General features: G+C 60.8%; 23 protein-coding genes. 18 read left to right on the top strand and 5 right to left on the bottom strand.

From position 1 onward, the window contains the following. Positions 1-77: 77 nt before the first annotated feature. The 3 genes from glp (at position 78) to glpR (ending at position 3,513) form a co-directional block, all read left to right on the top strand. Positions 78-1,370, top strand: coding sequence for a gephyrin-like molybdotransferase Glp (gene glp, locus ABZS45_RS06345; RefSeq protein ID WP_070447222.1), 1,293 nt, complete (start codon positions 78-80; stop codon positions 1,368-1,370). Positions 1,371-1,388: 18 nt separating this feature from the next. Continuing rightward, positions 1,389-2,105 (top strand): GNAT family N-acetyltransferase, encoded by a 717-nt coding sequence (locus ABZS45_RS06340; protein ID WP_412101100.1) that lies wholly within the window; start codon positions 1,389-1,391, stop codon positions 2,103-2,105. A 169-nt stretch (positions 2,106-2,274) separates the two neighbouring features. After that, a complete protein-coding gene (gene glpR, locus ABZS45_RS06335) occupies positions 2,275-3,513 on the top strand; it encodes a gephyrin-like molybdotransferase receptor GlpR (RefSeq protein WP_412101099.1) in 1,239 nt (412 codons plus the stop codon). Positions 3,514-3,553: 40 nt separating this feature from the next. On the opposite strand, the gene ABZS45_RS06330 is transcribed toward glpR, so the two are convergent. Next, positions 3,554-4,171 (bottom strand): DNA-3-methyladenine glycosylase I, encoded by a 618-nt coding sequence (locus ABZS45_RS06330; RefSeq protein WP_412101098.1) that lies wholly within the window; start codon positions 4,169-4,171, stop codon positions 3,554-3,556. A 24-nt stretch (positions 4,172-4,195) separates the two neighbouring features. After that, complete coding sequence (locus ABZS45_RS06325) at positions 4,196-4,699, bottom strand: methylated-DNA--[protein]-cysteine S-methyltransferase (protein WP_216379895.1); 504 nt, start codon at positions 4,697-4,699, stop codon at positions 4,196-4,198. 54 nt (positions 4,700-4,753) lie between these two features. On the opposite strand from ABZS45_RS06325, the gene ABZS45_RS06320 reads away from it, so the two are divergent. Together ABZS45_RS06320 and ABZS45_RS06315 are read left to right on the top strand one after the other, a co-directional pair. Continuing rightward, entirely contained in the window at positions 4,754-5,167 is a 414-nt protein-coding gene (locus ABZS45_RS06320; RefSeq protein WP_010187578.1) for a DoxX family protein, read from the top strand. Further along, positions 5,154-5,843: a zf-HC2 domain-containing protein gene (locus ABZS45_RS06315; protein WP_216379894.1), complete on the top strand. Its 690-nt coding sequence runs from the start codon at positions 5,154-5,156 to the stop codon at positions 5,841-5,843. The genes ABZS45_RS06320 and ABZS45_RS06315 overlap by 14 nt, the downstream gene beginning before the upstream one ends. Here ABZS45_RS06315 and ABZS45_RS06310 read toward each other — a convergent pair. Further along, positions 5,840-7,453 carry a dolichyl-phosphate-mannose--protein mannosyltransferase gene (locus tag ABZS45_RS06310; RefSeq protein WP_412101097.1) on the bottom strand — a complete coding sequence of 538 codons (1,614 nt, stop codon included), beginning with the start codon at positions 7,451-7,453 and terminating at the stop codon, positions 5,840-5,842. The two genes, ABZS45_RS06315 and ABZS45_RS06310, sit on opposite strands and share 4 nt — an antisense overlap. Before the next feature lie 38 nt (positions 7,454-7,491). Here ABZS45_RS06310 and rsmI point away from each other — a divergent pair, with 38 nt between their 5' ends. The 6 genes from rsmI to ABZS45_RS06280 all read left to right on the top strand — a co-directional run bounded on the left by rsmI (position 7,492) and on the right by ABZS45_RS06280 (position 14,273). Then, entirely contained in the window at positions 7,492-8,340 is an 849-nt protein-coding gene (gene rsmI, locus ABZS45_RS06305) for a 16S rRNA (cytidine(1402)-2'-O)-methyltransferase (protein WP_412101096.1), read from the top strand. Between the two features lie 305 nt (positions 8,341-8,645). Beyond that, positions 8,646-10,490 carry a BCCT family transporter gene (locus ABZS45_RS06300; protein ID WP_412101095.1) on the top strand — a complete coding sequence of 615 codons (1,845 nt, stop codon included), beginning with the start codon at positions 8,646-8,648 and terminating at the stop codon, positions 10,488-10,490. 75 nt (positions 10,491-10,565) lie between these two features. Next, positions 10,566-12,398: a methionine--tRNA ligase gene (gene metG / locus ABZS45_RS06295; protein ID WP_412101094.1), complete on the top strand. Its 1,833-nt coding sequence runs from the start codon at positions 10,566-10,568 to the stop codon at positions 12,396-12,398. 4 nt (positions 12,399-12,402) lie between these two features. Next, the gene (locus ABZS45_RS06290) at positions 12,403-13,596 is read left to right on the top strand and encodes an MFS transporter (protein WP_070731051.1); all 1,194 of its coding nucleotides are present in this window, start codon (positions 12,403-12,405) and stop codon (positions 13,594-13,596) included. Between the two features lie 101 nt (positions 13,597-13,697). Then, the gene (locus ABZS45_RS06285) at positions 13,698-13,979 is read left to right on the top strand and encodes a type II toxin-antitoxin system RelE/ParE family toxin (RefSeq protein WP_412101093.1); all 282 of its coding nucleotides are present in this window, start codon (positions 13,698-13,700) and stop codon (positions 13,977-13,979) included. Between the two features lie 33 nt (positions 13,980-14,012). Beyond that, positions 14,013-14,273, top strand: coding sequence for a HigA family addiction module antitoxin (locus ABZS45_RS06280; protein WP_070447199.1), 261 nt, complete (start codon positions 14,013-14,015; stop codon positions 14,271-14,273). Positions 14,274-14,456: 183 nt separating this feature from the next. Here ABZS45_RS06280 and ABZS45_RS06275 read toward each other — a convergent pair whose 3' ends face one another. Further along, the gene (locus ABZS45_RS06275; RefSeq protein ID WP_412101092.1) at positions 14,457-14,960 is read right to left on the bottom strand and encodes an N-acetyltransferase family protein; all 504 of its coding nucleotides are present in this window, start codon (positions 14,958-14,960) and stop codon (positions 14,457-14,459) included. 163 nt (positions 14,961-15,123) lie between these two features. On the opposite strand from ABZS45_RS06275, the gene ABZS45_RS06270 reads away from it, so the two are divergent. From ABZS45_RS06270 to ABZS45_RS06250, 5 genes are all read left to right on the top strand, one after another. Beyond that, positions 15,124-15,948, top strand: coding sequence for a TatD family hydrolase (locus ABZS45_RS06270; RefSeq protein ID WP_070447195.1), 825 nt, complete (start codon positions 15,124-15,126; stop codon positions 15,946-15,948). A 244-nt stretch (positions 15,949-16,192) separates the two neighbouring features. Then, a complete protein-coding gene (locus tag ABZS45_RS06265; RefSeq protein ID WP_070646153.1) occupies positions 16,193-17,341 on the top strand; it encodes a resuscitation-promoting factor in 1,149 nt (382 codons plus the stop codon). A 33-nt stretch (positions 17,342-17,374) separates the two neighbouring features. Next, entirely contained in the window at positions 17,375-18,217 is an 843-nt protein-coding gene (rsmA, locus tag ABZS45_RS06260) for a 16S rRNA (adenine(1518)-N(6)/adenine(1519)-N(6))-dimethyltransferase RsmA (RefSeq protein WP_144657734.1), read from the top strand. Next, positions 18,214-19,152 carry a 4-(cytidine 5'-diphospho)-2-C-methyl-D-erythritol kinase gene (locus ABZS45_RS06255; RefSeq protein ID WP_412101091.1) on the top strand — a complete coding sequence of 313 codons (939 nt, stop codon included), beginning with the start codon at positions 18,214-18,216 and terminating at the stop codon, positions 19,150-19,152. The genes rsmA and ABZS45_RS06255 overlap by 4 nt, the downstream gene beginning before the upstream one ends. A 49-nt stretch (positions 19,153-19,201) precedes the next feature. Then, a complete protein-coding gene (locus ABZS45_RS06250; protein ID WP_412101090.1) occupies positions 19,202-21,037 on the top strand; it encodes an ABC-F family ATP-binding cassette domain-containing protein in 1,836 nt (611 codons plus the stop codon). 22 nt (positions 21,038-21,059) lie between these two features. Here ABZS45_RS06250 and ABZS45_RS06245 read toward each other — a convergent pair whose 3' ends face one another. Continuing rightward, positions 21,060-21,974, bottom strand: coding sequence for an AEC family transporter (locus ABZS45_RS06245; protein ID WP_412101089.1), 915 nt, complete (start codon positions 21,972-21,974; stop codon positions 21,060-21,062). 158 nt (positions 21,975-22,132) lie between these two features. Between ABZS45_RS06245 and ABZS45_RS06240 the strand changes: the two genes are divergently transcribed. Both ABZS45_RS06240 and ABZS45_RS06235 read left to right on the top strand, forming a co-directional pair. Then, complete coding sequence (locus ABZS45_RS06240; RefSeq protein ID WP_412101088.1) at positions 22,133-22,720, top strand: hypothetical protein; 588 nt, start codon at positions 22,133-22,135, stop codon at positions 22,718-22,720. 98 nt (positions 22,721-22,818) lie between these two features. Beyond that, positions 22,819-23,139, top strand: a complete 321-nt coding sequence (locus ABZS45_RS06235; protein ID WP_070447180.1) for a putative quinol monooxygenase — start codon at positions 22,819-22,821, stop codon at positions 23,137-23,139. The last annotated feature ends 54 nt before the right edge of the window (positions 23,140-23,193 follow it).

Here is a 23,193-nt window from a genome sequence, read left to right as displayed (position 1 = left end):
TCCAGCGCGCTAAGCTCTACTCCAGTAACTTCCATCCCTTTAGGCCCCACATACCCCAGAGTAAAGGCAGGCGGTACATGCGTTCGGTCGATGACCAGATGGCGTTCATTCTTGATGCAGCGATGACACCTGAGCCGGTACGCATCGCCATCGCGAATGCCCTAGGTCTCAAGTGCGCGGAGGAGGTGCAGGCAAACCAGCCGCTTCCGGGCTTTCCGCAAGCAGCCATTGATGGCTACGCCGTGCGTGCCGTAGACGTCGGGGGAGAAAAAGCCCTCAAAGCGCGCTCGCGCCACGACTCCGAGGACGCGGATGCTCCCATCACGGAGACGGAGGTTGAACGTTCTCTGCCTGTAGTGGGGGAGGTTCCCGCAGGTTCGCGCCAGCCTCTGCGTTTGCAGCCCAAGCAAGCGGTGCGCGTGTACACGGGCGCGCCGTTGCCGACGCTTGCCGACGCCGTCCTTCCCCTCGAATGGACGGACCGCGGCCGTAAGCGCGTGACCTCCCACCGCCCGGTACGCTCGGGCGACTTCGTGCGCCGCGTGGGCGATGACATTCAGCCCGGGGATGTTGCCGTGTCTTCCGGAACCATCCTGGGCCCAGCACAGATTGGCTTGCTCGCGGCTGTGGGGCGCTCAAAGGTCTTGGCGTATCCGCGTCCACGCGTGACCATCGTGTCCTATGGCAAGGAGCTTGTCGACGTCGACCGCGAACCCGGCCTGGGTCAAGTCTTCGACGTGAACTCTTATTCGCTTGCAGCAGCCGCGAAGGAAGCCGGAGCGGATGTGCATCGCGTCGGCATTGCCGCCGGTGAGCCGCGCCGCGTGCGCGAGGCCTTGGAAACCTACCTGGCGCGCAGCGAGGTACTGGTGATCTCCGGCGCCGTGGGCGGTGCGGGTTCGGAAGAAATCCGCGAGGTCCTCGATGAGTTGGGAGACGTGGATACCTCACGCGTAGCCATGCACCCAGGCTCGGTCCAGGGCTTCGGGTTGTTGGGTGAGGAGCGCATCCCGACCTTCCTGTTGCCCTCGAACCCGGTATCCGCGCTGGTGATCTTCGAGGTCTTTGTGCGCCCGCTGATCCGGCTCTCCCTGGGCAAGCGCAGCGGCCAACGCCGCATGGTGCGCGCACGCGTGCTTAATCACATGGAATCCCGCCCGGGGCGCCGCGGCTATATTCGTGCCCGGCTCATGCGAGATGCAGACACCTCCGACTACCTGGTGGAAGGACTGGGCGGCGCGGCTGGCGCGCCGGCGCATTTGCTGGCTGGACTATCCGAGGCCAACGCGATGATCCGTATCCCGGAGGAAGTTACAGAGATCCGCCCCGGGGACGTGGTGGACGTCCTGTTCCTGACCCAACGCGCCTAGCTGGTCACCGCCGACATCATGCTTGATCCTTTCGGTACCGCCGCGGGGCGCTTTTCTACTCCCGCCAGCGGTGAGGTCAACCCCGACCATCCTGGATGGCCAGAAGCTACGCCTGCGGTCCGGTTGCGAGAGTCTCGCGTCCTCCCACGCGGGGCGACAGTGCGCCTGCGCCCCCTGCTGCGCCGGGACGGTGAGTCTTGGCGGCGTCAGCGCATCGAGGATAGGGATTTCCTTAAACCTGTGGAGCCGACTCTGCCGACGTCGTGGGATGCGGCACATTCGCAGTCGGCATGGTGGAATCACCTTATGTTTCTGCGTGATTCTGCCCGCGCTGGCACGGTGGTGCCGCTTGTCATTGACGTCGATGGACAGTTCCGGGGTCAGTTGACCTTAGGCAATATCCAGCACGGAGGGGTCAGCGAATGCTGGATTGGCTATTGGGTTCATTCCGCGGTGCACGGAGCTGGCGTGGCTACTGCTGCCTGTGCTCTCGGCGTGGACCATGCCTTTTACCGTGTGGGGCTGCATCGTGTGACGGCCACCTATCTGCCGGAGAATCCTGCTTCAGGCAAGGTACTGCACAGCAACGGGTTTCGGGATGAGGGCTTCCTGCGCCGCAACCTGCATATCGACGGTGCGTGGAGGGACCACCACTTCTTGGCACTGAATCGTGAGGATTTTGCTTCTGGAGCGGTCGAGCGCCTGCGTGCGACGGGCCGCCTCAGCGGTGCTTAGCCAATGCCGAATCGTTCGATATTTTAGGTCAACTACCTCTGCTTTCACTTAAGTAACAACCTTGTAATTTATGGGCTCGTTGATGCCCACAGGCCGGGGCTGGGAGGCTAGAGTAGGGGCCTAGTTATATTCCCTTTTTCGTCGACCCCTGAAAGTGGGACACAGCCGCATGATGACTGCCGTGCCGATCATTCTCGTAATCGTGTTGTGGCTCTTCATTCTCGCCCCGTTGCTTTTGCGTTCGCAACGCCCGATGAGCCATACAGGTGAGGCCTTTGAAGAGACCCGCGTGCTCTTCGAAGGTGATTCCGGCTCCGTGCCGGGCCGTCCTAAGCCGCGCTTGGGTAAGGAAGATATCCGCGTGAGTTCTCAGGCAGGGGCGGAGGCTGGTGCTGAGGAGGCAGACTACGAGCTGGTCGAGGCCGAAGGAGTCAGCGAGGATTCTCAAGCCGGCCGCGCTGAGGCCGCTGCGGCTGATGCTGCCGAGCAGCCAGATGTCGCCGACACGATTGACGGCGAAGTTGTCGAGGCTGAAGATGCGGAAGAGGATTTCGAGCTAGCAGCGGAACCTGAGCATGAAGCCGAAAATGAGCACGACCTCGATGATGATATCGAGAGCGTTGAAGCGAACGCCGCCGAGGTTTTCACGGCTCCAGCCAACGCTAGCGTCGCAGAAGATGCCTACGGCTTGGATGACTCCTATACCTCTCCGGTGGATTTGATGTACCCGGGTGCTATTGATTCTCTGGACCAGACTCCGGAGGACTCCCGCGCTGAGGAGGCAGACGGCGCTGATGATGCTCCAGGGCAGGAAGAGACCACGGCGGTTGAGGGCGTGAGCATTGATGTCGCAGATACGAACTCCGCTGAGGACGCTGAAACCAACGGCAGCGATACCGAGCTCTCCGCGGAAGAGCTTGCCTTTGCGCAGCGCCGTCTTGGCCGCGGCGGCTGGGATCCGGTGAAGGAGAAGGAGGCTTCGGCCACGCGGTACCAGCGCCGCCAGCGCACGCTCATCGGCCTGGCTGTGGCGGTGGTCGCAACGTTATGCCTGGGCATCGTCGTGGGCGGTTGGACTTGGTGGTTGGCGGGCATCGCTGGTGTTGCGACCACGGTCTACCTGGTGGCGCTGCGCGCCCAGGTACGCCGCGAGCAGGAGCTACTTCGTCGCCGCGTCTACCACCTGCGCCGTGCGCGCCTGGGTGTGCGCAACGCGGAGAATCCTGCTGAGTCGCTGCCACCGAACCTGCGCCGCCCGGGCGCCCTCATCTTGGAAATCGATGATGAAAGCCCGGACTTTGATTACCTTCCGGTGTACTCGGAGGATGATTCCGACGGTGGTTTCGACGGCCCCCATCCTTCCCCGCGCCAGCGGCGTGATGATCTCGCGGCACGGCGAGTCGGTTAAGTGGCACGCGAGTGTGTCTTGTGCCTAAGCGCGCTGAGCACTAGGCCGACCACACTCCCGAGCTCCCGCGGCGATGTGAGCCCACAAGGTGGGCATCCACCATCCCGATGGCCGTCATGAAGGAAAAGCAGGTCACTGGACCGACGAACTTGAACCCGGCCTTCTTCAAAGCCTTGGACATGTCCAAGGCTTCTTTTGTGTATTTCGGGATATCTTCTTCGCTTTCCGGCGCGATGGTTTCTTCAGGCAAGAAGCTCCATAGGAATTCGTCCAACCCGCCCTGCTCGCGCAAGGCCACCGTGGCTCGTGCGTTAGCGAGCACCGCGTTGATTTTGAGACGGTTGCGAATAATTCCTGGATTGTTCATCAAACGCTCGACTTCCTCCTCACCAAAGCTGGCCAGAAGGTCCGCATCAAACCCCACGAAAGCAGCGCGGAAAGCATCACGCTTGCGCAGTACTAGCTCCCAGCTCAGCCCTGCCTGGAAGCCTTCCAGACAGAGGCGTTCCAGCAGTGCGGATTCTTCGTGGACAGGCATGCCCCATTCAGTGTCGTAATACTCCTTGAGCAGTGGGGAAGTCATTGCCCACGCAGGGCGGCCAAGCCCTGTCGCGTCATAAACAAGTCTCGTATCATTTGCCATTTGTGTACTAGTCATGCCTTTTTAGACTGTAATACTTACTCATTGGTTCCCCGCTTCGTGCTCCAGCAGTAGCCGCTTTGCGGCAACGCCCCCGCGGTAAGACCCCAAGCCGCCGCTTGCTGGTACGACGCGGTGGCAGGGCACCACGAGAGGCAGAGGGTTGCTGGCACAGGCGCTGCCTGCGGCGCGGGCAGCTTGGGCGCTCCCAGCCGCGGAGGCAAGGCGTGAATAGGTCCAGCGCTCACCGAAGGGGATATCACGAAGCGCGCGTTGTGCTCGGGCGCGGAAGGTGTCAGGAGATGCAGGGACGTCGAGTAGCAGCTCGAAGTCTCGCCGCGTGCCAGCGAAGTATTCGGTGATCTGTTGGGTGGCCGCGACGAGAACCTTAACGCTCGACCAGGCGCTATCTGAGCGAGCGGTGAGGCGCTGCAGGCCGTTGAGATTTGGAGCCTCGTCAGGGAAATACACCTGCGATAAGCCTCGCGCGGACCCTACGAGGGTGAGGCGGCCGAGGGGAGTGTCCAGTGAAGTCCACAGGTGCATGCTGGGAGGGAGTCCTTTCGGAGAGAGGTGGCCATCCAGGGTAGTCTATGAACCATGAATAGACCCGCCGTACGCGATGCCGCGCTCCTGATCTTCCGCGCGGTACTGGGAGTCATCTTCGTGGCGCACGGTGTAGACAAGATGTTTTTTAGCGGAATGGATGAAATAACCGGGCAGTTTTCCGCACTTGGTGTCCCGCAGCCGCATACTTCCGCGTACTTGGCTGCCTTCGCAGAAATGCTGGGAGGCGCGGCGCTGGTCGTAGGCCTGCTCACCACCTTTGTGGCGGGGGCTTTGGCTCTCCTCATGGCCTGTGCTTTGTATTTTGTGCACATGGGCAATGGCCTTTTTGCAGCCGATGGTGGCGTCGAGTATCCGCTGGTTCTCATCGTGTCGCTGCTCATGATTGTCGTTTTTGGCTCTGGCCGGGCCAGCGTGGATGGGGTGCTGAGCCGTGCTGACGCATGAGCAGGTGCAGGCGGCCATTTCCGCACAGCTGGACGGGGAAGCCCCGCAGCTCTCACCGGATGTTATTGAAGCGCACGTATCGGGATGCCCCGAGTGCGCGGCTTTCCGGGATAAGGCGGCAGCCCTAACACATTCCTTGAGCCTCGTGGAACCGGCAGGCGTTCCGCCGCACGATTTGTCTGAGGTGATCCTCGCCGGCGTGGAGCCGGAATGGCAGCGCGCTTCCAGCACGCGGCAGGCGTCGCTGACGTTGGCGCGAGTATCCCTCGGAGTGTTGTCCCTGGCGTTTTTGGTGTGGGCGGTCGTGGTCGTTGTTAGTGCCTCAGGTTTGACCACCTTATCGAGCGAAGGAACCCTCGCGGAAGGGGCTGACCCAGGGCGCGCGCACCTGCTGATGGAGGCTGCGGCGCTGCGTTTCGGCCTTGCAAGTGGCTTGGCTTTTGCGGCATGGCGCCCCGCTTCGGCACCTGGATTGTTGCCGGTAGCGTGCACGATGTTCGCATTCCTGTGCGGTTTTACCATGCGCGATTTTGCCCTGGGCAGCGTCGCCGCGGGGCAGGTTTATATCCTCATCGGCACGGGCTTGGCCACCGCCAGCATGGGCTGGGCCTGGGCGGCGGACCGGGGATTCCTGCTGCGGGATATTTACCGGACGTTGTCCGCTAGCCCGCGTTAGGACCAAGATGGCAGCCACATCATGGAGCTGTACCACGAATCCGGTATGAGGTATCCATAAAGAATCGGGGAGAAGTAGGCGAACATCGCCACCACGAGCGCGGCGTAACACACCGTGAGGAAGGTACCCAAAGGCATCGCGGTACCAAAGAGTCCTGTGAGCCAGCGCCACTGCACAACACGGCCGCGCCCAATCATTTGTCCCAAGGTCAGAGATATCAGCACGATGACAAATGGGATGAACGCCGTGGCGTAAAAGAAGTACATTTGGCGGTCGAAAACGGCCAGCCAGGGCAGGAATCCCGCCGCAGCGCCCACGAGTGGGATAAGGAAGGCGCGGTTGCGGCGAACGAGCAAGGACCACAGGCCCCACAGCACAGCTGGGATGACCAGCCACCAGATGGCGGGAGTGCCAAAGAGGTACAGCATCTTGCGGCAGGAGTTGCCGTCCCCGCAGGAGATGTCCGTAGCGGAGTAGTAGAGGATAGGGCGTGCAGCCACCAGCCAAGCCCACGGCTTGGAATCCCACGGATGGCTGTGCCCACCGGAGGTGGTCAGGGAAGCGTGGAATTCCAACACGGAAGAGTGGTAGTAAAACCAGCCGGCGAGTGGCTCGGGGAGATGGAGCAACCAAGAGCCCTCTTCAATAGTGCCGTCTACTTTGGCGTGGCGGTAAACGGCGGTTTCATCAGCGAACCACGCACGCCAAGACCAGGTGTACAGTGCCACAGGAACCGCGACGATGGAGGCGAGGGCCGCTGGCGTATCGCGTACCAGCGTGCCCACGATGTAGCGGCGCACGCCGTAGAGGCGGCGCAGCGCGAGGTCCGAGAAAACGCTCATCAGACCGAAGAACATGATGTAGTACAGGCCGTTCCATTTGACCGACAATGTCAGCCCCAGGAAAACGCCGGCCGTAAAACGCCACCACCGGAACCCAAAACGGGGCCCGAAGTCGGAGTCACCCATCGCTCCCGATACGAAGGCGGCGTGGAGGCGCTCACGCATCTGCTGGTGATCCCGCGCCAAAGCCCACGCGGCGGCAACCACAAAGAAGACTTGGAAGATGTCGAGCATTCCGAATTTGGAGGCTACGAGCAGTACGCCATCGCACACGGCGAGCAGGCCTGCCAGGAATCCCACCTGCCACGAACCAGACAAGCGGCGAGCCAGTGCCATGGTGAGCATTACTGTGCCCACTCCGAAAAGCGCGGCCATGGCCCGCCATCCCAGTGGGGTATAGCCGAAAAGCGCTTCTGATATCGCGATGATCTGCTTGGCCAGCGGCGGATGCACAACCAAGCCGTAGCCCGGGTTAGATTCAATACCGCCGAGGAAGAGGTTGTGCCAGCTGGTGACCATGTCCCAGGCCTGCGGAACGTAGTGCTTCTCGTCGAAGACGGGTGTGCCTTCAGAAACCGGAGCAGCCAGACCAATGAATCGTGTGAGAAAAGCCAAGACACCAATGATCGCAGTGCTGATCGAGTCGGCCCGGGTCCAGGTGTAGGGCCGAGGGGCAGGCGGTGCCGGCCGGGTATGGGCGCCACGCGTGGCGGAGGGGCGCGTGCGCTTGCGGCGGCCAGATCGATCTGTAGGGGTTGCGGTACTCACCCGGAAGAGTCTAGCTTACATGTGCAATGCTGGGGAGTATGAGTCTTCAGCTTGAACCCCTGCCCCGCGGTGTCATCCTCGCCGCCACGCCGCTGGGAAACCCCGGTGATGCTTCCGCCCGTCTCATGCACGCTTTGGGCCACGCAGATGTGATTGCCGCGGAGGATACTCGCCGTGTCCGCAACTTGGCCCAGGCGTTAGGAGTAGAAATCCGCGGCAAGGTGGTCTCCAACTTCGACCACAACGAGGAGGAGCGCTCACGCACGTTGGTCGCCGCTGCCCAGACGGGAACCGTACTTGTCGTGTCGGATGCCGGCATGCCGGTAGTTTCTGATCCGGGGCACTCCATCGTGACCGCCGCCGTGGAGGCGGGCGTGCCCGTGACGTGTTTCCCCGGGCCCTCTGCGGTGCCGACTGCCCTCGCCCTGTCGGGCTTAGGGGTAGGCCACTTTCTCTTCGATGCTTTCCCGCCGCGCAAGCCCGGCCCGCGTAAGGCGTGGCTCGAGTCCTTGGTGGGGGAGCAGCGCGCTATTGCTTTCTTCGAGTCCCCACACCGTTTGGCGCAGACGCTTGGTGACGCCTCTGAGATCCTCGGCGCCGACCGTCGCGCTGCAGTGTGCCGCGAGCTGACGAAGACATATGAGGAGATTAAGCGTGGTTGCTTGGGCGAGCTTGCCGAATGGGCGCAAGAGAATGCGCGGGGTGAAATCACCGTAGTCATCGAGGGTGGTGATGCCGCACCCGTGTCGTTGGAGATCCTCGTGGAGCAGGTCCGCGCAGAGGTTGAACGCGGCGTGCGGGCCAAGGATGCCTGCAAGCAAGCCGCCGCAGGGACGGCGTGGTCCAATCGTGAGCTTTATGATGCCTACCTTGCTGCCCGTGGCTGAGCTGCACGAATAAGAACAAGTGATGGCCGTCTCTTTCGCGGGAATCGTTATGGCATCGTTATGTCGCCCGGCGTGGCCGCGGCATGCGTGGTAGGGGCGTCATACCTCCGAAATGCCTTCGAACAAGCTGGCAAGCTGCACAGTTGCGGTACAGAACCGGCAGTTGCAGTGGAATAACGGTCGCGTAAAGAAGCTCGTGACAGATGCTTGAGGAACGCTATATGCCCGAAATGCATGTGGCGAATAGTCTTTTTGTTTCTGATTTAGTTTGACTAGTTGATGAGACAGCACCAAGGTCGGTAGGTATGACAGACTCGACCAATTCAGACAATGTGAAGGACACGGAGGTGTCTTCGGCTGCCTCCCAAGAACAGAGCTCGCCGGCGGCGGTGGAGGAATACCGCACTGTCGACGAGCGCCTCGAGGCATCCACAGCCACGAGCCAGCTCCAGGATATGCTCACCAACAAGGCGTTCGATCCTGCGGCTGCATCTACCCCAGTAGAAGAACAAGAAGAAACCGACGAGTTTGGGCCCGGCGGCATCGATTCACCGATTGACTGGACCATTGTGGGGTTCGCCGGTCTGCTCATCGCTGCCATCGTGGCATGGGGCTTGGCGGCGCCGGAGAGCTTTGCTTCGTTCTCCGGTAACGCGCTGAGCTTTGTTGTGAATAACTTTGGATGGGCCTATGTGCTCTTCGGGACCATCTTCGTTATTTTTGTCATTTGCATTGCTGCTTCTAAGTTCGGCACCATTCGCTTGGGCAAGATCAACGAAGAGCCGGAATTCTCCACGGTCTCTTGGATTGCGATGATGTTCGCGGCCGGCATGGGCATCGGCTTGATGTTCTACGGCGCATCCGAGCCACTTAATTACTTTAAGAACGGTGTCCCGGGCCATAGCGAGCACGAGGTAGGAACTTCGATGGCCACGGCCATGTTCCACTGGACTCTGCACCCGTGGGCTGTATATGCCATCGTGGGTCTCGCCATTGCCTATTCCACCTTCCGTATCGGCCGTAAGCAGCTGTTAAGCCAAGCCTTCGTGCCACTGATCGGTCAGCGCGCGGCCGATGGCTTCGTTGGCAAGATTATCGATATCTTGGCCATCTTTGCCACAGTCTTCGGTACCGCATGTTCACTGGGACTGGGCGCTATGCAGATTCAGGCTGGGTTGGAAGCCTCCGGAATTATTGAGAACGCGACTCAGAAGGTCGTCATTGGTATCGTTCTCGTTTTGACCTTGGCATTCCTTCTATCTGCCATGTCCGGCGTGGGTAAGGGCATTCAGTACCTGTCCAACACCAACATGGTTCTGGCGGCTTTGCTGGCCATTTTCGTGTTCATTTTTGGCCCCACGGTGTCGATCTTGAACCAGATTCCGGGTTCCATTGGTAACTATCTGGCGAACTTCACTGAGATGATCGCTCGTACCGCCGAGTCTGACAACGGAACTGCTGGTGAGTGGCTGTCGACGTGGACCATCTTCTACTGGGCTTGGTGGGTTTCCTGGTCGCCGTTCGTGGGTATGTTCCTCGCCCGCATTTCCCGTGGTCGTTCCGTCCGCGAGTTCTGCGTTGGCGTGCTTCTCGTCCCGGCTGGTGTCTCCACTGTGTGGTTTGCCATCTTCGGTGGTACCGCTATTCACATGGAGCAGAAGGGCAACTCTATCTCCGGTGAATCTGCCGAGCAGGAGCTGTTCAACCTTTTGCAGAACCTGCCTGGTGGTTTCATTGCAGGCATCGTTGCCGCTCTGCTGCTGGCTACGTTCTTTATTACGTCGGCCGACTCGGCGTCGACAGTCATGGGCTCGATGTCCCAGTCCGGTGCAACCACCGCTAAGCCGTGGCTATCCGCAGCGTGGGGTGTGCTCACTGCAGCCGTCGGCCTGACCCTGCTGCTGTCGAGCGAGGATTCCCTATCGAACCTGCAGAACGTCACCATCGTGGCAGCACTGCCATTCCTCTTTATCCTCGTTGGACTCATGTTCGCTATTTTCAAGGACTTGAGTAACGACGTGATTTACCGCGAGTACCGCGAGTCCCAGGCCTTCCAGCGCAAGCTGGCGCGTGAGCGTCGCCTGCACCGCGAGTTCCAGCGCGAACAGGCCTTCAAGGCCCGCCGCCGCCAGCACAGCAACAAGAGCTAGTTCTGGCGCGAGCATTTCTCTGATACACCCCCTCACTGCATTGCCGGTGAGGGGGTGTTCGATAGAGTAGAGGCCATGACTGAGACAGTTGTCGTTAATGTTGCTTGGCCCTATGCCAACGGACCCCGCCACATCGGACACGTGGCGGGTTTCGGCGTTCCTTCCGACGTGTTCGCCCGCTTCCAGCGAATGCGTGGCAACGACGTCCTCATGGTTTCCGGTACCGACGAGCACGGCACCCCGTTGCTCGTGCAAGCGGATAAGGAAGGCGTGACGGTTCGTGAACTGGCGGATCGTTACAACCGTCAGATTGTCACTGATCTGGCTGGGCTCGGCCTGTCTTATGATCTCTTTACCCGTACCACCACCCGCAACCACTACGCCGTGGTGCAGGAGCTGTTCAAGGGGCTGTACGAGAACGGCTACATGCTTAAGGAGACCACCCAAGGCGCTATTTCGCCGTCCACGGGCCGTACCTTGCCCGACCGCTATATCGAGGGCACCTGCCCGCTGTGTGGCGCTGATGGCGCGCGCGGTGACCAGTGCGATAACTGCGGCAACCAGCTTGATCCGGTAGATCTCATCAACCCGGTGTCCAAGATCAACGGTGAAACCCCAGAGTTCATCGATACCGAGCACTTCCTGCTGGACCTGCCTGCGGTCAAGGACGTCCTCGAAGAGTGGCTGAAGACCCGTGAGGATTGGCGCCCGAACGTCCTCAAGTTCTCCCTTAACCTGCTGGAGGATATGCGCCCGCGCACCATGACCCGCGATATCGACTGGGGTATTCCCATCCCGGTGGAAGGCTGGGAGGACAACGGCGCGAAGAAGCTCTATGTGTGGTTCGACGCGGTGATTGGTTACCTGTCTTCTTCCATCGAGTGGGCCCACCGTACCGGTAACCCGGAGGCCTGGAAGGACTACTGGCAGAACCCGCAGGCGCGTCACTACTACTTCCAGGGCAAGGACAACATCACCTTCCACTCCCAAATCTGGCCAGCGGAACTCTTGGGTTACGCGGGCAAGGGCTCCAAGGGCGGTGAGCTGCACACCTATGGTGAGCTCAACCTGCCGACGGAGATTGTGTCTTCGGAATACCTGACCATGTCTGGTTCTAAGTTCTCCTCCTCCAAGGGCGTCGTTATCTACGTCAAGGACTTCCTGGAGGAGTTCGGCCCGGATGCGCTGCGCTACTTCATTGCCGTGGCTGGCCCGGAAAACAACGACACCGACTTCACCTGGGATGAGTTCGTGCGCCGCATCAACAACGAGCTTGCGAACGGCTGGGGCAACCTGGTCAACCGCACGGTGTCGATGGCCCACAAGAACTTCGGCGAGGTCCCGGCTCCTGCGGCGCTGGAGCCGGCAGACAAGGACATACTGGCGCTGGCGGAGGAGACCTTCACCACCGCCGCGGAATTCCTCGAGCAGTCCAAGTTCAAGCAGGCCATGACCGCCATCATGCACGTCGTCGGCGAGGCCAATGCCTACGTTGCTGCGATGGAGCCGTGGAAGCTGGCCAAGGATGAGACTCAGCGGGAGCGTCTGGCCACCGTGTTGTGGACCGCACTGCAGGTGGTCTCCGACTGCAACGTGATGCTGACTCCGTTCCTACCCTTCACCGCACAGAAAGTGCACGAGACCCTGGGGCGTGAGGGCGTCTGGGCCGCACAGCCGCGCATTGAGGACGTGGTCGATGATATGCCGGTCGAGCTCGTTGGCGTAGACCTCCCGCCGGAGAACCATCCCTACCCGATCATCACCGGTGACTACTCGGCGCAGCAGGCTGCGTGGAAGCGTGTCGACATTACTCCGGGTACTGCGCTGCAGAAGCCGAAGCCGTTGGTGGCTAAACTCGATCCGGAGCTCGGTGAGACCGGCCCAGAGTGGGCCCCGGTTCAGAAGTAAAGGCGTGGGCTCGGCGTTTCGGCGCTCCCTGGCGCCCGTCCTACTCTTTGTCGTTGTCTGTCTGACCGCGCTAAACCTGCGCTCGGGCATTGCCTCCGTGGCACCGGTGCTGGGGCAGATCCAGGACTTCTTCGGGATTAGCTCCGGCCAGGCGGGTTTGTTGACCGCGCTGCCGGGGCTGTGTTTTGCCGCCATGGGGTTGGCAGCGGTTCCCCTCGCGCGCCGCGTGGGGCTAAGCCGTACCTTGGCCGGCGGCACGGTGGCCTTGGTCGTGGGGCTTGGCCTGCGTCCATGGGTAAGTAGCTTTTCGCTTTTCGTAGCGCTTACCCTATGCGTTGTTGCCGGCATCGCGCTGGCAAATGTGCTGCTTCCCGCATGGATCAAGCAGCATGGGTCGGGCCGCACGCTGGTGGCGCTGATGACCACCTATACCACGATGTTGGGCGTGTCCAGCGCCCTCGGCCCGCTGTCCGCGGTGACACAAAAATCGTGGCAAGGTGCGTTGTGGATCTGGGGTCTTCCCGCCATTGCCCAGTTAGTGGCTTGGATAGTGGTCCTTCCGCAAGCTGGAAGGGACGTCGCCCACGGAACGGTTGATGGCGCGGGCGCGCCGAAGCCCATGTACACGTCGCCCACGGCGGTGGCCATGCTCTTTTTCTTCGGGCTGCAGTCCTCCATGGCTTATGTTCAAATGGGGTGGCTGCCACGCATGCTGCTGGAGAAGGGCGTGAGCGAGAACACCGCCAGTGTGGCACTTGCCGTCATCGGTGTCTTCAACATTGCCGGCGGCGTTGTCATGCCGTGGCTCATTTCTCGCTTGGACCGCCTCACACCCGTACCTATTGTGCTGGCGCTATGCACATGCGCTGGGTGGGGTGGGGTTCTCGTGGCTGCGGACGCCGCCCCGCTGGCCTGGGCCAGCCTCATGGGGATCGGCGGCATGTGTTTCCCGCTGGCGCTGGCGCTGCTCACCGCCCGCACGCGGAGCGCGCTGACGACCGCGCGGTTGTCCGGCTTCGTTCAGCCGGGCGGCTACATCCTAGCGGGCCTGGTACCGCTGTCCGTGGGAGTGGTGCGCGGGGCCACCGGCGATTGGACCGCTGTGCTTATTGGTCTCATGGTGCTCAGCTTGTGCATGCTAGTCGCGGGCCTGCGTGCGACGACGCGTGTCTACATCGACGACGAGCTCGCTGCCTAGCCGGTTCTCGACAGTTGGGGTAGCTTTTGGGTGACAACGTTAGATAGAGTTAACGTCTCGCGTTATTGACGTGTTGCGTTATAGGGGGGTATGGTGCGTTTATGATTCAGTCGTTCGCGGATAGGGCCACTGAGCGTCTATGGAATCGAGAGAGGGTGCTCTCGATTGATTCACGTATTCACTCGGTAGCTCTTCGCAAGCTGAGGCAATTGGGCTACGTTCAGAGGCTCGATGAGCTTCGGATTCCTCCAGGAAATAGGCTCGAAGCTTTGACGGGCGATCGGCGGGGTCAATATAGTATTCGTATCAATGACCAATGGCGGATCTGCTTCCGGTGGACCGCTTTAGGGCCAGAGGAGGTTGAGATCGTTGACTACCACTAACAAGCTCCCCCGGTGCACCCAGGTGAAATCCTTATGGAGGACTTTCTCAAGGGCATGGGGATTACCCAACACAAACTCGCTGTTTCGATAGGGGTCCCGCCTCGACGTATTAACGAAATCGTCCACGGAAAGCGGGCTATTACCGCCGATACGGCTCTTCGCCTTGCCAAGTACTTTGGAATGTCCCCACAATTTTGGCTCGGGCTGCAGACTCACTACGACTTGGATGTCGCAGAAGACAAAATTCTTGCTGAGTTGGACGATATTGTGCCGCTTCAGGCAGCGTCGGCTTAACACGTTTGCCGTCTGTGACCGCGTAGCGCAGGATAAGTTGTTTAAGCCGAAGTCGCCGTTGTTGCCAAAGTTTCCCGCTTTGCCTCAAGATCTGGCCAGATCTTTGGCAACAATGGCAGTGCCGTCACTGAGGCGGGGCGTAAGACAGTGCCGTCGCTGGGGTGGGGCGGCAATCAAGCCGTTTTAGGGGCGGTCGAAGTCGCGTTGCAGGTGTACCAGACCGAGGCGGACGCCATCCTTGGTGTGGATATTGGGCATGCGGCCGGTTTCCACAAATCCGAACTTTTTATGCAGGGCAATGGAGGACTCGTTGGTGTCCACGATGTAGGTAATCATCGTCTCCACGTAGTCATTTTCCTTCGCGTGATCCATGAGCGTGTCCATGAGCTCGCTGCCCACGCCCTTGCCGCGCGCAGACTCCGCAATATAGATAGAGTCCTCCGCCGTGCCGTAGTAGATAGCCGGGGTGACAAACTGGAAGTAGGCGGCCCAGCCAACGATTTCATCGTCATCGACGGCGACATAGACCGGATAGCCTTCCTTGTCCATCTGCGCCAGCCACTTTTCGCGGTCTTCTACGGATTCTTGCCATGTCACCAGGTTGGTAGCTGGTTTCGCGGCGGAGGCAGAGTTGTAGATGGCGGAGATTGCGGGGGCGTCGGCAAGCTCTGCGGGACGAACGTGCATGATGTTCCTTAAACCATGAGTTGCAAGTGGGTGAGGTCTATCCAGCGCCCAGCTTTGCGGCTGACTTCTTTTAACGTTCCTACAGTGGCAAAGCCGAACTTCTCATGCAACTTGATAGCTCAGCGTTAGGGGCTGGCCTAAGTCGGTGACTACACTCGCAGCCATGTCTAAGAAGAAGCCACGCCCCACGCCCGTGCCCGCCGAAGGTATGAGCCAGCTTATCGACGCCCATACGCACCTCGCCTCCTGCCGCGACGCCGACGCTGACCTTGTTGCCCGCGCTCATGCTGCTGGAGTTGAGCGCATCGTCACCGTGGGTGATGGTTTGGCCGAGGCGGAGAAGGCTTTGGCCGCAGCACACGAGTTCGACAACGTGTATGCGGCCTGCGCGATTCACCCGACGAAGGCTCAAGAACTCGATGAGGCCGCCCGCGCGCGCCTGATCGAGATGGCAGCGGACCCACGCTGCGTGGCCATTGGGGAAACGGGGTTGGATACCTACTGGATTCACCACGAGCCGGAGCGCACCGCACCCCTTGAGGTCCAAGAGGAAGCGCTGCGCTGGCACGCCGAATTGGCGGCGAAGGTGGGCAAGACACTGATGATCCACAATCGTGAGGCTGATGAAGATCTTATGCGCGTACTGGGGGAGTGCGCCCAGGCGCCGAAGGTGATGCTGCACTGTTTCTCTTCACCGTTGGAGGTAGCCAAAGAAGCCCTTGAGCGCGGTTATGTTCTTTCCTTCGCTGGCAATGTGACTTTCAAGCGCAACGAAGAAATGCGCCAGGCCGCAGCGCTTGCCCCAGCCGGCCAACTGCTCATTGAGACGGATGCGCCGTATATGACACCGGAGCCTTTCCGCGGTGCGCGCAACGAACCATCCTTGATCGGACACACCTATCGCTGCGTGGCCGAAGCGCGCGGTCAAAAGGTGGAGGATTTGGCTGCCGAGGTGACTGATACCTTCGCGCAGGTCTTCGGAGTGTGACGATTCTCACCCAACGCAAAAGTGCTGCTCATAGGTGGCGTGCGTGCTTGTTGTGGCAAGTGTGTTGCTAGTGGTCCTGGCGTGTAAATACGTCTCGATCGTTGAGTTCTGTTACCGTATCGTTATTCAAAGTTAGTCCGGCCTTGATGTTGCCGGCCGGCGCGCCCAGAGTGCGCCATGACAGGTGCCAAAGGTAGGAAGCTGCCTTTCGTGCACACAGCATCGCAGAGACGAGTAAAGGTTTATGTCCCCGAAGAAGCAGATCAAGCGAATCAATAACTCCCGCTCCTTGCCGCTGCGCATGGCCACCGGCGGTGTGCTCGGCACCCTTGCCGTGGGTGGTGTTGTTGCCGTTGGTGCCCAGAAGGACATCACGCTCGACGTCAATGGTGAGACCACCGAGCTGGCTACCTTCGCTGGCGATGTCAACGCCGCTCTCGAAGCTGCGGGCGTCAACGTCGGGGGAGAAGACGTTGTTTATCCCGCGCTGTCAGAGCAGGTTTCCGACGGTGATTCGATCACCGTTCGTACCGCTAAGCCGGTTGCGGTGACCATCGATGGTGTTGAAAAGCAGCTTTCCTCCACTGAACTCACGGTCTCTGACCTATTGGGCGGCCTCGATGGTATCGCCCCGGGAGCTGCCATCACTTCCGGCTCCAAGACCGTGAAGGAGGATGAAACGGTGACTGAGGGCATGAACCTTGAGGTTACGTCCCCGAAGATCATCAAGATTTCTGACGGCGGTTCCGTCTCCTACGCCAGCGTTGCCGCTAAAACCGTGGAAGACGTGCTGGAAGCCCGTGGAATTTCCGTGGGCAAGGATGACCGAGTATCCCCAGCGTTGGATACCCCGGTTAAGGCCGGCACGGCCATCACTGTGGACCGCGTCGAGATTTCCGAGGAAGAAAAGACCGAAGACTTCGATGCCCCCGCCGACTTTGTCGACGATCCTGAGTTGGAAGAGGGAACCGAGGAAGTCCGCGAGGAAGGCACCCCTGGTTCCCGTACCGTGACCCGCAAGATTGTGAAGGTCAACGGTAAGGAAGAGTCCAACGAGATCATCAAGGAAGACGTCCGCAATGAGGCCGTCGCCGCCGTGATCGCGCGCGGCACCAAGCCCAAGTCCACCGCCCCGGCCGTTGCCGAGGGCTCCGTGTGGGATGCCCTGGCGCAGTGTGAAGCTACCGGAAACTGGTCCATCAACACCGGCAACGGTTTCTCCGGTGGCCTGCAGTTCACCCCGTCGACCTGGGCTGCTTTTGGCGGAACCGAGTACGCCCCGCAGGCATGGCAGGCCTCCCGCGAGCAGCAGATTGCTGTGGCCCAGAAGGTTCAGGCCGCACAGGGCTGGGGTGCATGGCCCGCCTGCACCTCGAAGCTTGGCCTGCGCTAAAGCTTCCGAGCCGCGCGTATTAGTCTGGATGACATGACACAACCCCACCTGCTAGGCCCGGTGGAAATCCGCGAGCTCGCCGCTGAGCTCGATGTGACGCCGACGAAGAAGCTGGGCCAGAACTTTCTCCATGACCCCAACACCATCCGGCGCATTGTTGCCGCTGCGGACCTGAGTTCGGAGGATCGCGTGGTGGAAGTCGGCCCTGGTCTGGGTTCGCTGACCTTGGGGCTGTTGGGAGAGGTGGAGCACGTCACGGCAGTCGAGATTGACCAGCGTCTGGCAGGCAAGCTTCCGGACACCGTGGCCGCGCGGGCGGCCGACTTTGCGGAGCGCCTCACCGTGGTGGAGAAGGATGCACTCACCGTTGAGGCGGGGGAGCTGGGGGAGCCGACCGCCTTGGTGGCCAACCTGCCCTATAACGTGGCCGTGCCGGTGCTGCTCCACCTGTTGGAGGTCTACCCATCGATTCGCCGTGTTCTGGTCATGGTGCAGCTGGAGGTAGCTGAGCGCCTCGCCGCCGCGCCGGGCAGCAAGGTCTATGGCATACCTAGTGTGAAAGCATCTTTTTATGGCCCCGTCCGCCAGGCCGGCACGATTGGCAAGAACGTGTTTTGGCCGGCACCCAAGATCGAGTCAGGGCTGGTGCGTATCGACTGCACCCGCCCTTTCGACGAGGAGCTGCGACCACGGCTCTTTGCGCTGATCGACGCCGCCTTTGCCCAACGCCGCAAAACGCTTCGCGCCGCCTTAGCGGGCTTTTATGGCTCCGCCGCGGCAGCCGAGGAGGCGCTGCGCGCGGCGGAAATCGATCCGCGCCTGCGCGGTGAGAAGCTGGGCGTGGAGGACTTCGTTCGATTGGCGGAAGTCTCATGAACAAGACGGTAAACGAGTCCCCGCAGCTGTGGCAGGCGCGCGCCCACGCCAAGGTCAACCTACACTTGGGCGTCGGTGAGGCCCGCGCGGACGGTTTCCACGAGCTGGCTACTGTCTTCCAGTCTCTTGATGTGCACGATCGCGTAAGCTACCGCTGGAGCGAGGGAAGCACCGTGGAAGTCGCCGGCAACCATGCGAAGGGCGTTCCGGCAACGACCGAGAATCTGGCATGGCGCGCGGTGGAATCGGTGGCACAGAACCTCATGCTGCCGGCTGCTGGAACGCTTACGATGGAAAAGAGTATCCCCGCCGCCGGCGGCATGGCTGGCGGTTCTGCCGATGCCGCCGCAGCCCTGCTTCTGGCTAATCAGGCGTTGAGTACCGAGTTTGGCCGCGAGCCGCTCAGTATGGAGAAGCTCTACGAGCTTGCCGCGGAGCTGGGTTCCGACGTTCCTTTTACCCTCATGGGTGGCACGGCCTTGGGGCGCGGGCGCGGCGAGCTCTTGACGCCGATGCTCTCGCGTGGGCGCTATGTCTGGGCAATCATCACCAATGCGGAGGGCTTGTCAACGCCCTCTGTCTTCCGCAAGCTGGACGAATTGCGCGCTGCCGGCCGCGGAAGCACACCGCACCTCGACACTGAAGCCGTGGGGCAAGCCCTCGTGGGCGGCAACCCTCGCGAGCTCGCCGCGGTGATGCACAACGACCTCCAACCAGCAGCCCTCTCGCTACGCCCGGACCTGCGCAAGATTCTTGATACTGGTGAGGCCGCCGGCGCCCTCAAGGGCATCGTCTCCGGTTCCGGGCCTACCTGCGCCTTCCTCTGCGAAGACGAGGAGACCGCCCAGGAAATGGTGGCCCAGGTCTGCGCCGATAACCGCGGGACCCGTGGATTGGTGACCTATGGGCCGGCTACCGGCGCAACGCTGGTGTAGAGGCCCGCAGCCAGATTTCCACGCCGAGCCACTAAGATGAACTCTCGATATGGCGAACCTCATTAACCTGGAAAACGTAAGCAAGTCTTTTGGTCTCAAGACCCTGCTGGACGGGGTGTCCCTCGGCGTGCAAACCGGTGATCGTATCGGCATCGTCGGCGTCAACGGCGGCGGCAAAACCACGCTGCTGGAGGTCCTCACCGGCATCGAATCCCCGGACTCGGGCCGTGTGTCCCACAATTCGGATTTGCGCATGGCGGTGGTAACCCAGCGCTTTGAGCTGGAGGAGTCGCTCACCATCGCCCAGGTCATCATCGAGCCGCTTGGGTTGGAGACATTCGAATGGGCGTCTAATGCCAAGGTGCGTGATGTCCTCGGTGGCCTTGGCATCGTTGACCTAGGGCTAGACACCCCTGTGGGCTCGCTCTCCGGCGGTGAGCGCCGCCGCGTCAACCTGGCCGCCGCACTCGTCCAAGACCTCGATATTGTGGTGCTCGATGAGCCGACCAACCACCTTGACGTTGAAGGCGTGCAATGGCTGGCCAGCCACCTGCTTTCGCGCAAGCTGGCGGTTGTCGTTGTCACTCACGACCGCTGGTTCCTTGACACTGTGGCTACGACAACCTGGGAAGTACACGACGGTGTTGTCGATGCCTATGAGGGCGGTTATAACGACTGGACCTTTGCTCGTGCCGAGCGCGCCCGCCAGGCCGATGCCATCGAACAACGCCGACAGAACCTGGCACGCAAGGAGCTAGCCTGGCTGCGTCGAGGAGCACCGGCCCGTACCTCGAAGCCGCGTTACCGTATCGAGGCGGCCGAAGCACTCATTGCGGATGTACCCGCACCGCGCGACAAGGTTGAGCTCATGGCCTTTTCCAAGCAGCGTCAGGGCCGAGTCGTCATTGAGCTTGAGGATGCAAAGGTTACAACCCCGGACGGCCGCACGCTAGTGGATCACCTCACCTGGCGGCTGGCGCCGGGCGAGCGCATCGGCCTCGTCGGCGTTAACGGTTCCGGCAAGACCACGCTGCTGCGCGCCCTTGCTGGTGAAGTAGAGCTCGCCGCAGGCAAGCGCATCGAGGGCAAGACCGTGCGCCTGGGTTGGCTGCGCCAAGAACTCGATGACCTGGATCCACAGCGCCGGCTTCTCGACGCCGTCGAAGACGTTGCCACCTACGTCCACCTGGGCAAGAAAGAGCTTTCTGCCTCCCAGCTGGCCGAGCGCCTGGGCTTTTCGGCCAAGCGCCAGCGCACACCCGTCGGCGATCTCTCCGGTGGTGAGCGCCGCCGCCTGCAGCTGACCCGCGTGCTCATGGCAGAGCCGAATGTGCTGCTTCTCGACGAGCCCACGAACGATCTCGACATCGATACTCTTCAGGAGCTGGAGTCTCTTCTAGATTCGTGGCCCGGCACCTTGGTGGTGATTTCCCACGACCGCTACCTCATCGAGCGCATCGCCGATAACACTTATGCGCTTTTCGGGGATGGCAAGCTCACCAACCTGCCGGGAGGCATTGAGGAATACTTGCGTCGCCGCCAAGAGATGGAAGCTGCCACCGCCCGCGGCGTTCTCGACTTGGGGGAGAGCTCCAAGAACACCGACGAACAAAGCGCGGAAGCTGCCCCGACCAAGCGTTTGAGCTCCCAGGAGGAGCGCGAGCTGACCAAGAAGATGAATGCGCTGGAACGCAAGATGAGCAAGCTCGACGACAAGACCGCGAAGCTGAATGAAAAGATGGCACAAGCCGCGGAGAAGATGTCCTCTGGTGAGGGGGACAGTGGTGAGCTAGCGAAGCTCGACACCGAGCTCAAAGCCGTTGCCGCCGAGCGCGAAGAACTCGAGATGGAGTGGCTGGAGCTGGGGGAGAAGCTCGAAGGCTAGTGCTTGACGGTTTGGCCTAGCCCTACCCAAAGAACCCGGCGATAGCCAGCATGGCCGGCAGGGAGAGGAAGGTGGTGAGGAAGACCGTATCGCGCGCCACCGTTTCTCCCGATTGGTAGGTCGCGGCATAGTTGTAGACGTTCTGCGCGGTCGGAAGCGCGGCCAAGATGAGCGCTGCGTAAAGCTCGTTGCCGCTCAGCCCCAAGGCTAGGCCTGCCGCTAAGGCGATGGTTGGCATGGCAATGAGCTTAAGAACCGTGGCGGTAATCGTCGGCAGGCGGTCGTTGGTCAGCAACCCTTTACCTGTAAGGGAGGCTCCGAAACTCATGAGGATCATCGGAATGGAAGCACCACCGAGGATCTCGAGGGGCGCCATGATGACATCGGGGACCTGCCAGCCAGCCGCAGAAACGATGAAGCCAGCGATGGCCGCGATGACGACAGGTGCCGTAAGCCCGGAAACCACGGAGCTGGCGATCGAACGCAGGCTTGTCCCCTGAGCGTTGAGGCCGGCGATGATGAAGGGGGAGAGTACCGCCATCTGGAGTACGAGTGCTGGCACCACAAAGGTGGCATCACCGATGACATAGGTCGCGATGGGCAGTCCAATGTTGACGGAGTTGTAATAGCTTGCCGCTGCCGCACCGGCCATCGTTTCTGCTCCGCTTCGCCGGAAGAACAGTGCGCTGAGTAGACCATACAGTGCCATCGTGGTGACTGAAGCAATCGCAATGACAGCGACAACGGGAGAGGTGAAGGCAGAGGTATCTGAGGTGGCCACGCTGGAAAAAATCAGCGCCGGGGTGGCTGCCCAGAACGCTGTGCGGTTGAACTGCAGGCGCGCCTCGCCCTCGCCAATAACGCCTCGGTGAGCCAAGAAGAAGCCCACCCCGATAACCACAAAAATGATGGCGAAGCCGGTTAAGACGTCCAGCAACAGTGATCAACCTTTCGAATAATTGTGAAAGCTAGCCTTCGGTCATTCTTTCACGTCGTGGCGCTGACGCCGGCAGGGGATAACAAAGTGGTATCGAAAATCCCCTAGAGCCGAGCAGACCTTCACTGCGCTCGCAGTTGTATGGCACGGTAGAAGGCATGAATTCCTTCCGTCGTGTTTCCCGTCTGTCCGCTACTGCCGCCGTGGCAGCATCCCTTAGCGCCGCTTTGTCGGTCTCCGCGGCCCAGGCCGCCCCGGTCAACTTTTCCTCCGCACAGCCGCAGGAACTGAATCAGCTGTCCTCCCAGGCCGTTGAGCAGGTCAACTCTTTAGAGATCGAGCTGCCTGCGCAGGCTTATGACCTGGCCAAGCAGTACAACGTCGAGCTGCCAGGCTTCATCAAGAAGCCGACCCCGGCCGTGGCAAATGAGCTCGTTGGTGCAACCCACGCCCACCTGCTGAAGCAGGGCCACCACGAGGATGCCAACGCCAAGAACATTGCCCAGGAGTGGGCAAACCAGGCCGCGGCTGGCAAGGTCACCTTCCAAGACAATGTTGGCGATGGCCTGACCCACCTGGAAGAGGGCAGCGGCAACATCTACAAGCTCACTGAGTCGGAAGCGAAGGACCGCGTGAACTGGCTCAACCGCGACGTGCCCGTGACCAAGACCGATGGCACCGGTTTCGGCGTAGCCCAGGCCTTTGATGGCGCCCACGTCTATGTAGCGGAGTACTTCTTCAACTAAGCCGCCGCGCGGTTCATGAAAGCCGCCCTAGCAGAAGGCCCTGCCGCCTCAGGCAGGGCCTTCTGCACGTTTTCGTGGAGAGCGTTAATGTGGGGCACATGATTTTGATCAACGTACAGTTCCACGTTAAGCCCGAGTACGCGGATACCTTCCTGGACGAGATTGACTGGTACACCAAAGCATGCCAGGCAGAGCCCGGCTGCATCGACTTCAAGTGGTTCCGCGATCCGGAAGACAAGCAGCGCTTCCTGCTGCTTGAGTCCTACAAGGATGGCACTGACGTCGACCACGTCAACACCGAGCACTTCAAGCGCTCCTGCGAGGAGTTCCCGAAGTACCTGGTGGAGACCCCGGACATCATCAATACTTCCATTCCAGGTAAGACGGAGTGGGATAAGATGGCTGAATTCTCGGTCTAAACCACATGCTTAAACAAAAGCCGCCCAGCTGTGAAGCTGGGCGGCTTTTCGTGA

Origin of the sequence: Corynebacterium aurimucosum (assembly GCF_046895345.1) — a bacterium.
Classification (GTDB): domain Bacteria; phylum Actinomycetota; class Actinomycetes; order Mycobacteriales; family Mycobacteriaceae; genus Corynebacterium; species Corynebacterium aurimucosum_G.
The sequence above is the reverse complement of the archived record's forward strand: the minus strand, read 5'-3'. Positions and strand labels throughout refer to the sequence as shown.